Below are 16,099 nucleotides of genomic sequence, written 5' to 3' on the forward strand. Positions count from 1 at the left end.
ATTTGCCACTAGTTTAATTGAATATAAAAATTTTTAAAAGTTTATACATCACCACTTAGGCCATGTATAAACCACCATTTACGTGTAAAACTGTACCAGTAATGTAACTTGCCTTATCGCTAGCAAGGAAACTCACTGCATCAGCAATATCTTGAGGTTCACCTAGACGATTTAAAGCGACTTGATCAGTCATTTTTTTACGAATCTCTTCGCTTAACTGATCAGTCATTTCAGTTGCAATAAAGCCTGGTGCAACACTATTTACAGTAATCTGACGACTACCCATCTCTTTTGCTAAACTACGGCTAAACGCTTCAATACCAGCTTTGGCAGCTGAATAGTTTGTTTGACCAGGGTTAGCAAAGTGCGCAACAACAGAACTGATATTAATAATGCGCCCAAAACGAGCTTTGGTCATACCTTTCAGCACACGCTTAGATAAGCGGTAGACTGCTTTGAGATGGATATTGAGAATGTCATCCCAATCATCTTCAGACATACGCAATAATAAATTGTCTTTGGTAATACCCGCATTGTTTACGAGAATCAAAACCGAACCGTATTTTTGTTCAATATCTGAAACAAGTGCATCAATCGCCTCGCCATCACGAACATCTAATACTGCGCCTGCACCATTCTCTGCAAAGCTCTCTGTGAGTTTTTGCGCGCCTGATTCAGAAGTGGCTGTACCAACTACAAAAAAACCGTCTTGAATGAGTTGCTGTGCAATTGCTGCGCCAATTCCTCGGCTTGCTCCTGTCACTAACGCAACTTTTCGTTGTTGTGTCATGCAATTTTTCCTTCTGCCACTAACACTGCGTTTAGGGCATCTTCCATCCGAGCTTTGCTATCAATGGCAAAAGCTTTTTCTATGTTCGGTAATCGCTTTGCAAGATTGCTAAGTACAGTCCCTGGTCCACACTCAACCACATACTGAATACCTTGATCTTGTAGATATTGCATCGTCTTGGTCCATTGTACTGATTCGTACAATTGAGCCGTTAAAGCTTGACGCAACTGAGCAACATCTGTCGCGATTTCCGCGTTGACATTTTGTATTACAGGAAGGTGTGGTAGCTCAATGGCAGTTTGTTCCAAAGCTTCAGCAAACTTTTCTGCTGCTGGCTTCATCAATGTGCAATGAGACGGTACTGAAACTGGTAATGCGATTGCTTTGCCTGATTGCTCTTTTGCTTCAGCCATCACTTGTTGAACCAAAGCTGCACTTCCAGCAATCACAACTTGACCTTGAGCATTATAATTGGCTGCCTCAACTGAACCTTGTCCTGTAGCAGACGCTTTTTGGCAAAGCTCTATCACTTTTTCATCTGCCAAGCCAAGAATCGCAGCCATTGCACCTTCACCTTGAGGAACAGCACTTTGCATTAACTTACCACGTAAATTAACCAACTTAACTGCATCTGCAAGCGTCATCGCTTCTGCCGCAACCAACGCACTGTATTCGCCAAGAGAGTGACCAGCCAAGTATTTTGGTGCAACGCCCCCAAGCTCTAACCAAACTCGCCACAATGCAATGCTTGCTGTAAGTAAGACAGGCTGAGTATTCTCAGTTTGATCTAGACCTTCTCCGCTTTGCGCGATATGCCAAAGATCAAAACCAAGCGCTTCAGACGCCTCAGCAAAAGTTTCTTGAACCACACTAAATTGCTCAGCAAGTTCAGCTAACATACCTACTTTTTGTGAACCCTGACCAGGAAAAACAAATGCAGTTTTTGTTGCTTGAGCAGCCTGCTCAAGTCGTTTAGTCGACATATAAAAATCCTTCAAATGGTCTATCGCCAATTTCATCAACACTCATGATTTTACATGAGAATGACAACAGACTCTTTCCCGATGCGGCAATTTACCATTGATTAAATCGTTTTATAATTGCGAAAAACAACAAAAAAGGGAGCTTTCGCTCCCATTTTTTTTATACTTTAAGCTAACGCTTAATGCATATGACTCAATTATTCAGCATCAGCTGCTTTAGCGAATAATTGACGACCACGGTAAATACCGTCTTTAGTCACGTGGTGACGACGATGAGTTTCACCAGTAGTTTGGTCTACAGATAATGCATTCTCGGTTAAAGCGTCATGTGAACGGCGCATGTCACGGCGAGAGCGACTTTTACGGTTTTGCTGAACGGCCATGATGGCTCCTTACAAAGATCGAAAAATGGATCAGAAAAAATTCAGTTGTCTTAACTCAACATAATAACACAAATTGTGTTATGAGTTAAGTTTGCCTTTCAAACTTGCCAAAACATCAAACGGGTTATCCCGCTTTTCTTCGACAACTTCCTGAACGACAGGTTGATGTTTATGCTCACAAACATCATGTTTGGGAGATAGAGGCATCAACAATAACAATTCATCTTCTAGCAATGCGAGCAAATCAATCGAAGCAGGTGTATCAAAATCACCTTTTTTCGAAGATTCACTTTCACCTAAAACGATGAAATCAGCATCCTCATCCAAGCGCTCTATCAGTGACTCATCATCAATCAAAGCTAAACGAACATCTAAAACAAGTGGAGTCTCAACAGTATCCAAACAACGTTGGCATTCCATCGGAACTTTTGTTTCAACATGTGCATCTAACCATACAATGCGATGATAGGCATCCATTGATAGCTTACAGTCTATGTTGATCAATTGATCATTAATTGATCCAACAGCTTCACGAGCGATACGAGCAAAGCGAGACAATGGCAGTGTGCCTGACCATGTAAAGCCCTGTTCAGCCCATTTAAACGGCTCAATCTGTGCCGGAAAGGTATTTGCTGACATAATTAAGGCGGCAATTCTACAAATTCATCGGTACTCTGTCAAAGATTAAGATACAATTTTGCACTTCTTTAGACAGAACTCGGGGTAAATTAAGCAATGCACCTGTTGCAGCCGCAACTTGAAGTAACAACTTCATTACTTGTTAGCACCCATTCAACATCTGTTCCTGCATTAACGCCCGATCAAGTGCAACGTTCATCTTGGCAAAAGTTAACAACAGAAGCAGAACAAGTTGATTGGCTTATTTTACACTTTAATCACTGGTTTTCCCACCATAATGTCACGCTTGTTAAAGGTGATTTTGAACCAGAATATTTCCCAGCAACTATAGAACATCCCGCAAGAATCCAATTTGCGCATGGTTTTTTTAATAGCGCTCTGCATGAAATCAGTCATTGGACGATTTCTGGAGCACAACGTCGACTATTACCAGACCTTGGTTATTGGTACGCACCAGATGGTCGAAGTGCAGAACAACAAGCGTTATTTGAACAGGTGGAAATTAAACCACAAGCGATAGAATGGTTATTTGCGATTGCATTTGGTCGTAAATTTCGCGTGTCTCTCGACAATCTGACAGGTGATGGCGGAAATGGACAGCATTTTAAAGACAATGTTTTTATGCAAGTTCAACGTTATTTTTCTGGTGAAGCAAAATTGCCTCTTGATGCGGCACATTTTATTCATTACATCTGTATCTGTACTCGCAATGGAAAGCCATTACAACTTGATGAATTTAAACGTGAATCGCTGAATTAAATGACAAAATTACCACAGCAAACACTTGCATCTCAGCAGCAACAAGTTTCATACTCAATTTAACGGTATATCAATCAGGGAGTTTAATCATGTTACATCTACATATTCATCCTGAGAATCCACAAGCCCGTCTGATTACTCAAGCCGTTGACCGTATTCGTGCTGGTGATGTCGTTGTCTATCCAACAGATGCAGCCTATGCGATTGGTTGCCAAATCGGAAATAAGAATGCAATGGAGCGAATTGCACAAATTCGTGGCTTAGGCCCAAAACATCAGTATGCAATTATGTGTTGTGATTTATCCGATATTGCCACATATGCCAAAGTCGACAATGCGATGTATCGACTCCTCAAGAACAATACCCCTGCCGTAACCACTTTTATCCTGCCTGCAACAAGTGAAGTTCCTAAGCGATTGATGCATCCAAAGAAAAAAACCATTGGCTTACGTATTCCAAGTAATCCAATTGCTCAAGCATTACTGCAAGAACTTGGTGAACCGTTATTGACCAGTACATTAATTTTACCTGATCAAAAAGATCCACTTGATGATCCTTACGATATTGAAAATCAGTTAGGCAAACGTATTGATGTGTTTATTGATGGTGGTTTTGGCACTTTATCAACTACCAGTATCGTAGATTTATCGGGTGAAAACCCAGAAATCGTTCGTCGTGGCGTCGGTGATGTCAGTGCGTTTGAATAACAATATTGAGTTTAGCAGCCTAAAACTGAAAGCGTTTTAAACTGCTAAAATAAGTTAAAAAGATTTTTTAATTATTTTTAATAGATTAAAGGCTAATATGCTATGAAATACTTTGCTTTAAATTTATAAATTCAGGGCACTGTGACAAGACTTGCTTATGTTCAAGCAAAATATCACCTAAGCGGTTTTTTGCTATGTATGTCATTGTTATATTATCTTCCTCAATAACATTAACGATTGCTTTAGCACGATCTTTATATTTATCATCTTGATCGGATACCTCAGAAAAATAACGACATATCAATTTTTGACTATTCTCTGCTAATTTTGACTTAATTTGAGTTTCTATATTCTTTGGTAAATCAGCAGTAAAACTCATATATAAGAAAATATTTGGATATTGATTCAAAATATCTCCTTTGATTGGCAAGCCTCTAATTTCTTCTTGCATTTTTTCATCAAATGTAAGGCTTTTAAGTTCGTTACGCTGTTGTTCCTCAAATTCATGCTGCCAATATTTTTCTGTACCAAAATATAATGCACCAATAATTACCAAACCAATTGTAATAAATTTGATATTCATACGACCCCAAATTATTTAACTTATAGTGATGAAATTTAAAATTATTTATAGCTTCATTATTAATAAATTATGTCGAAAGACAATAAAAATCATATTAAAATTTTAAAACCATTTTATATTTCCGACAGACAACAAAAAGGCTATTGTTTCGATCATAAACTTGTAAATACTGACATGAAGTCAGATAAACGCTTTTTCTGAATACCATTTGCATCAAAATTTTCTGAATTTAGCCAGTATTGATAGACTTGCTCTAAATCAGACCATTCTTCATCAATGATTGAAAACCATGCTGTATTCCTATTACGCCCTTTGACAATACGATCTTGTCTAAATAGTCCTTCGTATTGAAAACCAAAGCGCAAGGCCGCTGCTTTAGATGGTTGATTCGCGTCATCACATTTCCATTCAACACGTCGAAATTCTTGCTTAAAACATTGTTGTAATAATAAAAAGATAACTTCTGTTGCAGCTCTAGATTTTTTCATTTTATGTGAGAAATAAACATTACCTATTTCAATAACGCCATGCTCAAGCCTAGGATCTAATAACGCAATCCATCCATGAACTTCTCCGTTCACTTCAATCAAAAAATGCGTTGAATCTTTAAAACCAAAAAGATTGAGTAAAGACAGCTTTAACTTCTCTCGATCAGATGGAGGTTGATATGGAAGATAAGTCCAACACCCATCATTTGGTTCAGTGGCTACACACTCCCAAATTTGATCTATTGCAAGCTCAGTCAGATCATTTAAAGTGTTCAACAACCTTACACTATGCCCAAACAAATTGGTTTGTAGTTGCTGACATACAATAGGGTTATCAATGGAATAGCCGACTTCCTGACCAAGTAAATTTTGCTGCGTTTTTAAGTAATTTTTCATTGAAATTTATGGTTTAGCATCATTTCAGTATTTAATTTAACCATAAATTATATCTATGACCTATGCGATAGCGCATAAACACAAAAAATACCCTAAGAAGCTTAAGGTTTTTGTAAGTGAGTAATTTATTAAATGAGGCATTTCGATTAGAATAGCGTAGCTCTTTGCGGCTTGTGTCATCTCAAGTACACAAAAAATCTCTTTCATGCTTTTGAAAATTCGCGTGGCTTATAACGGTAATGAACCAAATTCTTCCCTCTACATCGGAGTTAACTCCTTCCATTCGCGTGCTCGACGAGTGGCAAGAAGTCATACCTGAAGATTTGTACATTCCCCCAGCTGCGTTCGAAATTTTACTTGAACAATTTGAAGGTCCTTTAGACTTCTTGATTTATTTAATTCAAAAGAATGGCTTTGATTTACTACAGTTAGATATTTCTCCGATTGCAACTCAATATCTTTCATACATGGATAGTATGAAGTCACTCAATATCGAGTTGACCGCAGATTATATGGTGATGGCTGCTTTATTGGCTGATCTAAAGTCTCGCCTGTTATTACCGAAACCAACAGCAATCGACCAATTTGAAAAAGATCCAAAACAAGAACTGATTGATCGTCTAGAAACCTATTTACGCATCAAACAAGCTGCTGAAAGACTCGGTCAAATGCCAATTTTTGAGCGGGATACCTTTAGTGCCAATGTCAGTATCGGTCATATTGCTCCAATTTATGAAGGTTATGATGTCGAAGCTTTGCATGATGCATTATTTTGTGTTTTTAATCGTCCAGAACCTGTTACACATGTTGTTGCACAAGAGCCAGTTTTACTTGAAGAACGAATTGCATTTATTGAAAGCCAATTGGCATCAGGCGAAGCACTCAGTTTTATTGAACTATTAAATCCCAAGCAAGGTCGTATGGGAATGGTTGTGACATTTATGGCGGTTCTTGAACTCACCCGTCAACAAAGAATCCAAATTATTCATACAGGTATTGAAGCTCCTTTAACCATTCAAGGAGTTGCTGCATGAGTTTAGATCAATTTGATACCAATGAAGGAATGTCTTTAGAAGATATTCATCATGATGTATTGCTACAAATTGAAGCGATTTTATTTGCCAGTGACTCACCAGTTTCTCTTGCAAGACTAAAAGAAGCTTTTCAAAACCAATATAATAAACAGCAATTACGTACATTTTTGCAGCAACTTGCGATGTTGCAACATGGCCGTTCAATTGAACTGATTGAAACTGCACAAGGCTTTCGCTTTCAAGTCCGAGCAAAATATCGAAATATTATTGCTCAAGTGTGGCCTGAACGCCCAACGAAACTATCACCATCGTTACTCGAAACGGTTGCTGTGATTGCTTATCATCAGCCTGTTACTCGTGCAGATATTGAACAAATTCGTGGTGTATCAAATAATAGTCAAAATTTAAGAACGTTATTTGACTGGAACTGGATCAAAGAGTCTGGTTTTAGAGATTTGCCTGGAAGACCTGCGTTGTTAGTGACAACGCCCCAATTTTTAAATGCTTTTGGTTTAGCCTCGCTAGGTCAATTGCCTCCCCTACAGAACGCCAAGGAAGCATTCATGGCACTTGACGCGCATGCGCCGAAGTCCTGAGAAAGGTGAACTGTTGATCATTATGTCTAAGGTTGTGCTGTCATGAGTGAAAAATTACAAAAGGTGTTAGCGAGAGTCGGGCTTGGCTCGCGTCGCTATATGGAGGAAGTCATTGCTGCTGGTCGTGTCAGCATCAATGGTAAAATTGCGCAAGTCGGCGAACGTATCGAACCAACAGATGAACTTCGTATAGACGGTCGTAAAGTACAATTCCAAGTTGAAGACGAAATTCGTCGTCGCGTTTTAATTTACTATAAGCCTGAAGGTGAAATTTGCTCACGCAACGATCCTGAAAAGCGCCCAACTGTATTTGATCATTTACCTCAAATCGCTAATGATCGTTGGGTGATGGTTGGTCGTCTCGATATTAACAGTACAGGTCTTTTGTTATTCACAAATGATGGTGAACTTGCAAACCGTTTAATGCACCCTTCAAATGAAGTTGAGCGTGAATACGCTGTACGTGTTATGGGTGAAGTCACACCGCAAATTCGCAACAACATGCTCAAAGGCGTGGAACTTGAAGATGGCCCAGCAAAATTTGAGTCATTCTCTGAAATTGGTGGTGACGGTATCAACCGTTGGTATCAAGTGGTTGTAAAAGAAGGTCGTAACCGTGAAGTACGTCGTATCTTTGAATCACAAAGCTTAAAAGTAAGCCGTCTATTACGTACCCGTTACGGTACCGTGATTCTGCCACGCGAATTGCGTACTGGTCGTTGGATGGAGCTGGATAAAACGGATATTGATAACTTAGCGAAATCAGTTGAGTTAAAACCGCGTCAAGGTACAGGTTTATTTGGTATGGCAAAACGTCGTACTGAACGTATGACTGATAAACCAATGGCAGCTCGTCGTGGTGGTTATTTACGTCAACAACGTCGTGATGATGAACAAGATCAACCACAACAACGTTCAAGTGGTAATGGCAATAATAGTAACGGTCGTAAAACGATTGGTTTCAATAAAGGTTTTAAGAAGTTCTAATCCTTTGTACTGATATAAAAAACGCTCTTATTAGAGCGTTTTTTATTACTGTTAATGCGTTGAAGTCACCCCTTGAGGAATCGCATTCAGTAACTTCTTCGTATATTCATGCTGTGGATGTAGATATAACTCATCTGAATTGGCAATCTCAACCAATTCACCATGATTCATCACCATCACTTGATCCGAAATATATTTCACAACGGATAAATCATGTGAAATAAAAATATAACTCAAACCGAATTCATCCTGTAAATCTTGCAGTAAATTCAACACCTGAGCTTGTACCGATACATCCAACGCTGAAACGGATTCATCACAAATCAGAATCTCAGGCTTTAAAGTTAAGCATCGTGCAATCGCAATACGCTGACGCTGACCACCCGAAAACTCATGTGGATAACGATCATAAGCTTGAGCAGGTAAACTGACGCGCTCTAATAGCTCTAAAGCAATTTTCTTACGTTCCGTATCGTCTTGACCAATGCCATGAATACGCATCGGCTCAAGTAGAATCTGCCCAATCGTAAAACGTGGATTAAGCGATGCATAAGGATTTTGAAAAATGATCTGTATTTTCCGTTGATACTGAGCAAACTCTTTCTCAGACATTGCCAAAATATCTTTTCCATCGATTAAGGCTTGACCACCAGTTGCTTCATGCAAGCGCATTAACAATAGACCTATGGTGGTTTTACCTGAACCCGACTCCCCGACTAACCCTAAGGTTTTACCCTTTGCCAGTTGAAAAGATACGCCTTTAACTGCTTGAAACTCATCACGTCCCCATAGCCCTTTACGACTATAAAAAGACTTTTTCAAATCTTTCACATCCAACACAATCGGTTCTTCACCTGTTACACCACGTGTACGCTCTTGCAAGTGAAAGGTGGATAAATTAATCGCCTCAACCAATTTACCATTTTCCTGTTTCATAAAGTCACTGGTCACAGGTAAACGATAAGGACGAGCTGATAACTGAGGACGACAATGCAATAAAGCGCGTGTATAAACGTCATTTGGTTGTTCGAGCACCTGCTTGGCTTCGCCACATTCACGAATTTCACCGTGACGCATTACAATCACTTGATCGGCAATTTCACCGACCAATGCCAAATCATGAGTGATGAACAGCATCGACATTTGACGGCGTTGGCGTAGTGACTCTAATAAATCAATAATTTGCTTTTGAATGGTCACGTCGAGTGCAGTGGTCGGTTCATCGGCAATCAACAATTTCGGTTCACAAGCAATCGCCATTGCGATCATAATCCGCTGCTGTTGACCACCTGATAGCTGGCTTGGATAAGCATCTATCTTGGTCTCAGGTGACGGAATCCCCACCTCTTTTAACAACTCAAGTACGCGCGCTCGTGCTTGTTTACGCCCCATGCCAAGATGAATTCGTAACACTTCAGCAATTTGATCGCCAACCGTAAAAACAGGATTCAAAGAAGACATCGGCTCTTGGAAAATCATGGCAATTTCTTTACCACAAATATTCCGAATTTCACTCATAGAAAGATTTAACAAGTCTTTGTCTTCAAATGTAATTTGACTTTGTGTGGCGATTTGACTCTGACCTTTGGGTAACAAGCCCATAATTGCAAGCGAGGTTACGGATTTACCACTTCCCGACTCTCCGACCAAAGCGACTGTTTTATTTTTAGGAATCGAAAATGAAATGCCTTTGACCGTTTCAATCCACTGTTTATTTTCACCCTTAAAACTGACATGAAGATTTTCGACATTTAATAGCGTTTCTTGATCATGATAATTCATCTTATTTCACTCCGCTATTTCAGTTTAGGATCTAATGCATCACGTAATGCATCAGTGAACATTGAAAATGCTGTCACCAATACTGCCATTGCAATTGATGCAGCTGCCAATTGCCACCATTTCCCTAAGATCAATTCACTTTGCGCTTCATTCAACATACTGCCCCATGACACCACGCCAACAGGAACACCAAAACCCAAGAAACTCAAGATCACTTCTGATTTGATAAATGCGACAACTAAAATTGAAATCTGCACTAAGGCAATATGGCTAACGTTTGGAAAGATATGTATAAACATACGACGTAAATGACTCACACCAATCGCTTTGGCAGCAAGGACATATTCGCGTGACTTATGTTTCATGTATTCTGCCCTGATGAGACGAAATACGCCTGTCCAGCCTGTCAAGCCTAAGATCAGAACAATTGACAAAATTCCTTTTTGTTGAAGTACCGCAGCAATTGCAAGAACCAAGAGTAAATAAGGAATGGAGGTAAAAATGTTGTAGAACCAGTTCAAGACATCATCCACCCAACCACCAAAGTAACCCGCAATTGCCCCCAAAAATGTACCGATGACAACAGCAAGCAAAGCCGATAACAATCCTACAAGAATAGAGGTTTCTGCACCTTTAATGGTTTTCAATAGGACATCTTGTCCCCATTTATCAGCCCCAAATGGCAAGGTTTGTTTAAGTTCGACTTGTTGATCAAGTAAATGTCCATCAAGTTGCTGATCAATCGCTTGCATATCTTCTGCGAGTGGATCGACCACACCATAATAATCAACTGGTGAACCTGTTTTTTGCTCTTTAGCAATTTCAGCATTTAATTCATGAATCACATCTTTTAAAGGATCAACAGGATTCTCTGGTAAAGCTTCAATCACCTCAGTTTTTTGCTCAGCCTGATTATCGCTCTTATCTGCACCGATGAAACTCGGGGGTGCGTAACTTACCGCAACCTCTTTATTCCAGTCTGAAGCAATCACACCCGTCGCAGACAAAATCAACACCAAGAAATAGCACAACACCACGAATAAAGAAGCCATCGCAATACGATCTGCTTTTAAACGTCGCATTGCTAACCGCCATAATCCTGACGAAGCTGTGTTAGATGAAGTAGCTGCCTTTTTTTTCAATAATATACTCAGCATATTCCCACCTACTTCAACTGCACACGTGGATCAATCAATTTATAGACCAGATCTGCGATGAGATTAAAAATCATCGTTGCTGCGGCGACATACACGGTAATCGCTTTAATCACAGGGAAATCACTACGCTCAACCGCAATAATCACTTCCCGCCCAATTCCCGGAATCCCAAAGAAACGCTCAATCAAAAATGCACCGATCAATAATGCTGGCAAGGTTGCCATCACATCTGTCACGATTGGAATAGATGCATTACGCAGCACGTGTACACCAAATACACGGCGCTCACTCACCCCTTTAGCACGCGCGGTACGAACATAGTCCTGATTCACTTCATCTAAAACGAAGCTACGATATAAACGTAGAGTTGGAGCAATACTCACCACTAGCATAATCAGAATAGGTAATAGTGAATATTTGAATAAATTTTCAGTAAAACTATCACTCCACCCTTGAACTGGAAACCAACTCAACTGATAAGCAAAAAAATATTGAAAAACAATGATATAAACTAAAATACTGATCGACATGCCTATCGTGCACATCATCATCACCATACGATCAGTCAAGCTGCCACGAACCGCAGAAACAGCCAGCGCAAGAATGATTGAGATCACGGTTTGAAGCACCACCAACGGGATCAATAAGGTCAGTGATGGCCCTAAACGCGTCATAATGATTTGAGATACAGATTCACCTGTACTCCAACTCACACCATAATCAAAGGTTAATATCTGCTTAATAAAAATCCACAGCTGAACATAGTAAGGTTGATCAATACCGAGCTGCTGTCGGATATTTTCGATCTGTTCTGGATTCGACATTTTCCCTGCCAAGATATAGGCAGGATCGCCTCCTACCCAGTTAAACAGGAAGAAAATCAGCAGTACAACCCCAAGCATGGTCGGGATCATCTGCCATATACGTCGTATGATATATGCCAGCATAAAGATGCTCCCTTATTTCACTCGTTGACCTGTAATTTCATCAAAGAAAGCTTTGTTATCAGGTTTTCGCCCAAGAAAATCTTCAACGAGTGCTTGTGCTGGTTTTTGACTACCTTGAGATAAAATCGTTTGTCGGTAGCGTTGCCCTACTTCTGGATTATTTAGGTTATTTCCAAAGGCTGACAACATATCTAAAGCCATCACTTCAGACCACATATAGCCATAGTAGCCAACTTGATAGCCGCCCATGATGTGACCAAATTGCCCTGGAAACTCTGTCGTTGGTACATAACCCAGTGCTGTTGCACTTTCCATTTTTTTCCAAACATCTAATGGCTGTACTTTTAAAGCATCGCTGCCATGTAACGCCATATCGTACTGTGCGTAGAGTGCCTGACGTGCATAACGTAAACCACGACCATAATTGTGCACTGCATTTAACTTCGCAATTAAAGCATCATCTACACGAGGGCAAGCGGGTTTACAGTAATCAGCAACTTTAGACAGTGTTTCTTTACGTCTCGCCCACTCTTCATACAACTGCGAAGGTGCTTCAACAAAGTCGCGTTCCACTGAAGTACCTGATTGAGTGGAATAACGTGTGTTAGATAAAATGCCATGTAAGGCATGTCCAAACTCATGTACGAAAGTTTCTAACTCATCGCTATTTAAACCTTTACGGTTAAAGTTAGTGACTAAAGCAGAAATCGGTTTACGTTGTGTGAGTGTGCTGCCGCCATAAACGCCCCATACCGCAGCGTGCCCATACTTTCCTTCGCGTGGAAATTTATCCATGTAAAGTCCGCCCAAAAGCTTCCCTGTTTTAGCATCAGTGACGTCGTAATATTCAACTTCATCTTGCCAAGCAGCAACTTTCACGGGTTTAAATTCGATGCCATACAAATTAGATGAAATTGCAAATAACCAATCTTGTGCAGCTTGAGTTGGAAAATAATCACGTAACTGTTCTTGATCAACTTGATACTCAGCTTTGCGTAATTTTTCACTCCAATACGCTTCGCTCCATCGTTCAATTGTGGCTTGCTCAAGTGGGATATTTAAAGTTTTGGCTTTGAACGCACGTAAAGTATCGACTTCTTTTTGTTCTAAAGGTGCAACTGTGGCGTGAACATCGGCTAGAAACTTGTTAACAGCTTCTGGTGTTTTTGCCATACGTTTTTGTAATACCCACTCTGCATAGTTCGCCTTGCCAAACAATTGCGCAAGTTCATATCGCAAATCCATCGCTTGCTTGAGTAAGGCTAAATTCTTTTCTCCACCACGACGAGTGAATGCTATTTGATAACGTTTACGCGCATCATCATTATCCGCCAATTCCATAAATGGGCGATATTCAGGATATTCGAAACCGAGTAAATAGTTACCTTTATCATTTTTCTTTAAGCCATCAATATAACTTTGCGGTAATCCTTTGAGTTCATCTGGAGTGAATTCAAGTTTTTCCTGATTATCACGGACATTACGGGCATATTCTTGCTCAATTTTTGTGAGTTCATCCAAGATCGCTTTTAAGCGTTTTTGCTTAGCCGCTGATAGCTGAATGCCTGTTTTTTCAAAGTCATAGAGAATGTCATCGCGGAATTTAGTATCAATTGCATCCGATGCTTTTAGCTTTTTAAATTGCTGATATAGTTTTGGGTTTTGCAAAATATCGGTTTGGAACTGGCTGATTTTAATTTCACAATCATCGGATGCTTTTCGCACGGCCTCATCTGGAGAAACATTGCTATATAAGCCAATCGGGCCATAAAAATCTTCAAAAGATGCAAAAATACGATCCCATTCAGCAAGCACAGCTGCAGCAGGAGCATCTTGCTTTAATTTTAATGTCTCCAAATTCTTCAACTGATTTTTGACATCATTAATTTTCGCATCACATAGCGCTGGAATGTCTTTGGCTTGAAATTGAGGTAAGGTTTGACGAACGGCTGTTTCAGCAACAGCCATTTGGCTCGCTCCGATTGCACATAGACATAATGTGGTCAATTTGAATGTTTGATTTTTCATCACTACTCCAGTTTTTTAATTTCTATTTCTTCATGTCAATATCGATGTACATCCATTCAGCAGGCAGAATGGGATGCTTTTTAAATCCAATTACGCGAGGTTGCGCTAGAATATTTCGGTAACGAGCGCCAATGACCTGTACAGGCATATACACTTCTAGTACCCGTGACATATTGCGATATAAAGCATCACGCTCAGGTCCAGGTGCCATTTTCTGTGTCTGCTCATATAAACGATCAAATTCAGGAATACTGGTACAACTGTTATTACTGGCATGAATATTTTTGCTATAGAACAGCTGCATAAAATTATCAGCATCAGGATAATCAGCGATCCAAGCAGATGTTTTAAACATGGTTTTGCACTGTTTTTCTAACTTTAATGCTTCTGAAAAAGGTAAAGATTGTGTCGTCATTTGGATCATTAGACTATCCAAAATTTTCTTCCAGTACTCAGCTTGTTGTTGACTACGCAAACTATTTCCACTCACCGTCATTTCAATGACTAAGGGCTTACCATTCGGCAAAGTTCGCCAACCATTTGCCCCCACTTTATAGTCATAGCGATCTAACAATAAATTCGCAGCTTTGACTGAATAAGGAATACTACTTCTATAATTCGGGTCATACCCCACAATTCCTTCAGGAATCAAGGCTTGTAGTTTTTTTGCATCGCCTTTTTGCAAGATATTGATATAGTTATCCGCGGAAAAAGCCATCGACATCGCACGGCGAAGTGCAATTTTCTCTTTACTCATTCCACCGACAACAGGGTTTTGCATATTCCAATAGTGATAATCAATTGAAGGATCAACAATCCGAGACAGTTGCACGCCTTTTTTAACTAATTCAGGTTTAAGCTTTCCTTCCTTTATGGCTTGGGAAACAAGCTCGCCCTCTAATTGAAATAGATCGACTTCATCTTTGCTAAACGACAACCAACGAGACTGCCCCTCTTCCATCACTTGTATATCAATCACACCAATTTGTGGCATTTGCTTGCCTTGCATGGCTTTAACGATCTTTTCATCATCCGCTGAGCTTGCTTTAAAGTTCCACACAAAACTTCTAAAGTCGGGATTGGCTTTTAAAATAATCCGTGAACCCGGCGTCCAGCTCGACAGCATATAAGGCCCTGTGCCTATAGGATGTCCCATCGCAAAGCCAGCTTTGTTTCGATATTTTTCAATCACTTCTCGTGCAACAGCACCAGCAGGCTGATGTGCCAATAACATCGGAAAGTTTTGATCAGGGCTAGTTAGGCGAATCACCAACGTATAGCGATCAGGCATTTGCAAACCTGCAACAGGCTGATCGTAATCAAACTTCCCTGTTTTTTGCGCTTTCTTCTGTAAAGCTTCCATCCCAACGATTCGCCCATCCAACAACCAACTATTTGGTGAACGCAATGTTGGATCAAGCAAACGTTTGAATGTGTAAGCATAATCTGCAGCTGTCAGCTCTCGTTTTTTACCTTTGAAAGCGGGATCATCGGCAAAATAAATACCCTTTTTCACACGAATGGTATAGGTCAAACCATCTGCACTGACTTCAGGTAAAGCCACTGCCGTTCGAGGTACTAATTTTGCAGGTGAAGCCAAATAATCATAAGTAAATAGCGTTTCAAAAATCGAACCATTGACATGTGCCGAATACAGATCATGCACACCAGCTGGGTCAAACCCTGTTTCGGCAACAGGAAATACATAGCGCAAAACCTTATTCGGATCTGCTGGGCTTTTAGCCTCAGTCCATGCTGCACTTAAGCTGATAGAGCTACCAATCAAAAGCGCTAAGGCATAGCGAGGTAAAGAAAGCTTAAACTTTTGCTTCATCATAAA

At 40.0% G+C, this 16,099-nt stretch carries 16 protein-coding genes; 5 read left to right on the forward strand and 11 right to left on the reverse strand.

Features of this window, described 5'->3' with window-relative positions; genetic code table 11:
* Positions 1-55: 55 nt before the first annotated feature.
* The 4 genes from fabG to ACF8D3_RS09115 all read right to left on the reverse strand — a co-directional run bounded on the left by fabG (position 56) and on the right by ACF8D3_RS09115 (position 2,795).
* Positions 56-790, reverse strand: a complete 735-nt coding sequence (fabG, locus tag ACF8D3_RS09100; protein WP_392471191.1) for a 3-oxoacyl-ACP reductase FabG — start codon at positions 788-790, stop codon at positions 56-58.
* Complete coding sequence (gene fabD / locus ACF8D3_RS09105) at positions 787-1,773, reverse strand: ACP S-malonyltransferase (RefSeq protein WP_004881162.1); 987 nt, start codon at positions 1,771-1,773, stop codon at positions 787-789. The genes fabG and fabD overlap by 4 nt, the downstream gene beginning before the upstream one ends.
* Before the next feature lie 197 nt (positions 1,774-1,970).
* Positions 1,971-2,156, reverse strand: a complete 186-nt coding sequence (rpmF, locus tag ACF8D3_RS09110; RefSeq protein WP_004638135.1) for a 50S ribosomal protein L32 — start codon at positions 2,154-2,156, stop codon at positions 1,971-1,973.
* Positions 2,157-2,234: 78 nt separating this feature from the next.
* Positions 2,235-2,795: a DUF177 domain-containing protein gene (locus ACF8D3_RS09115; RefSeq protein ID WP_004881163.1), complete on the reverse strand. Its 561-nt coding sequence runs from the start codon at positions 2,793-2,795 to the stop codon at positions 2,235-2,237.
* Positions 2,796-2,891: 96 nt separating this feature from the next.
* On the opposite strand from ACF8D3_RS09115, the gene ACF8D3_RS09120 reads away from it, so the two are divergent.
* Complete coding sequence (locus ACF8D3_RS09120) at positions 2,892-3,554, forward strand: elongation factor P hydroxylase (RefSeq protein WP_007481122.1); 663 nt, start codon at positions 2,892-2,894, stop codon at positions 3,552-3,554.
* 89 nt (positions 3,555-3,643) lie between these two features.
* A complete protein-coding gene (locus ACF8D3_RS09125; RefSeq protein ID WP_004881165.1) occupies positions 3,644-4,261 on the forward strand; it encodes an L-threonylcarbamoyladenylate synthase in 618 nt (205 codons plus the stop codon).
* Positions 4,262-4,361: 100 nt separating this feature from the next.
* Here ACF8D3_RS09125 and ACF8D3_RS09130 read toward each other — a convergent pair whose 3' ends face one another.
* Positions 4,362-4,844, reverse strand: a complete 483-nt coding sequence (locus ACF8D3_RS09130) for a hypothetical protein (RefSeq protein ID WP_007481117.1) — start codon at positions 4,842-4,844, stop codon at positions 4,362-4,364.
* A gap of 152 nt (positions 4,845-4,996) precedes the next feature.
* On the reverse strand, positions 4,997-5,728 hold the full coding sequence (locus ACF8D3_RS09135) for a GNAT family N-acetyltransferase (RefSeq protein ID WP_392471192.1): 732 nt from the start codon (positions 5,726-5,728) through the stop codon (positions 4,997-4,999).
* 239 nt (positions 5,729-5,967) lie between these two features.
* On the opposite strand from ACF8D3_RS09135, the gene ACF8D3_RS09140 reads away from it, so the two are divergent.
* From ACF8D3_RS09140 to rluB, 3 genes are read left to right on the forward strand one after another with little or no spacing between them, the layout of a single operon-like run.
* On the forward strand, positions 5,968-6,762 hold the full coding sequence (locus ACF8D3_RS09140) for a ScpA family protein (RefSeq protein WP_061393293.1): 795 nt from the start codon (positions 5,968-5,970) through the stop codon (positions 6,760-6,762).
* Entirely contained in the window at positions 6,759-7,358 is a 600-nt protein-coding gene (scpB, locus tag ACF8D3_RS09145; protein ID WP_392471193.1) for an SMC-Scp complex subunit ScpB, read from the forward strand. Before ACF8D3_RS09140 ends, scpB begins: the two co-directional genes overlap by 4 nt.
* 42 nt (positions 7,359-7,400) lie before the next feature.
* Positions 7,401-8,345: a 23S rRNA pseudouridine(2605) synthase RluB gene (gene rluB / locus ACF8D3_RS09150; protein WP_004881173.1), complete on the forward strand. Its 945-nt coding sequence runs from the start codon at positions 7,401-7,403 to the stop codon at positions 8,343-8,345.
* A 51-nt stretch (positions 8,346-8,396) separates the two neighbouring features.
* On the opposite strand, the gene ACF8D3_RS09155 is transcribed toward rluB, so the two are convergent.
* Genes ACF8D3_RS09155 through ACF8D3_RS09175 form a run of 5 tightly spaced genes read right to left on the reverse strand, consistent with a single transcriptional unit; the run spans position 8,397 to position 16,093 of the window.
* Positions 8,397-10,127, reverse strand: a complete 1,731-nt coding sequence (locus tag ACF8D3_RS09155; protein WP_392471194.1) for an ABC transporter ATP-binding protein — start codon at positions 10,125-10,127, stop codon at positions 8,397-8,399.
* 14 nt (positions 10,128-10,141) lie between these two features.
* A complete protein-coding gene (locus ACF8D3_RS09160; protein WP_392471195.1) occupies positions 10,142-11,284 on the reverse strand; it encodes an ABC transporter permease in 1,143 nt (380 codons plus the stop codon).
* Between the two features lie 8 nt (positions 11,285-11,292).
* Positions 11,293-12,231: an ABC transporter permease gene (locus ACF8D3_RS09165; protein WP_061516285.1), complete on the reverse strand. Its 939-nt coding sequence runs from the start codon at positions 12,229-12,231 to the stop codon at positions 11,293-11,295.
* Positions 12,232-12,243: 12 nt separating this feature from the next.
* Positions 12,244-14,259, reverse strand: a complete 2,016-nt coding sequence (locus ACF8D3_RS09170) for a M3 family metallopeptidase (RefSeq protein WP_392471197.1) — start codon at positions 14,257-14,259, stop codon at positions 12,244-12,246.
* 22 nt (positions 14,260-14,281) lie between these two features.
* Positions 14,282-16,093: an ABC transporter substrate-binding protein gene (locus ACF8D3_RS09175; RefSeq protein ID WP_392471199.1), complete on the reverse strand. Its 1,812-nt coding sequence runs from the start codon at positions 16,091-16,093 to the stop codon at positions 14,282-14,284.
* Positions 16,094-16,099 lie beyond the last annotated feature (6 nt).

It is taken from the genome of Acinetobacter sp. YQ_14 (genome assembly GCF_043102985.1).
Lineage (GTDB): Bacteria > Pseudomonadota > Gammaproteobacteria > Pseudomonadales > Moraxellaceae > Acinetobacter > Acinetobacter venetianus.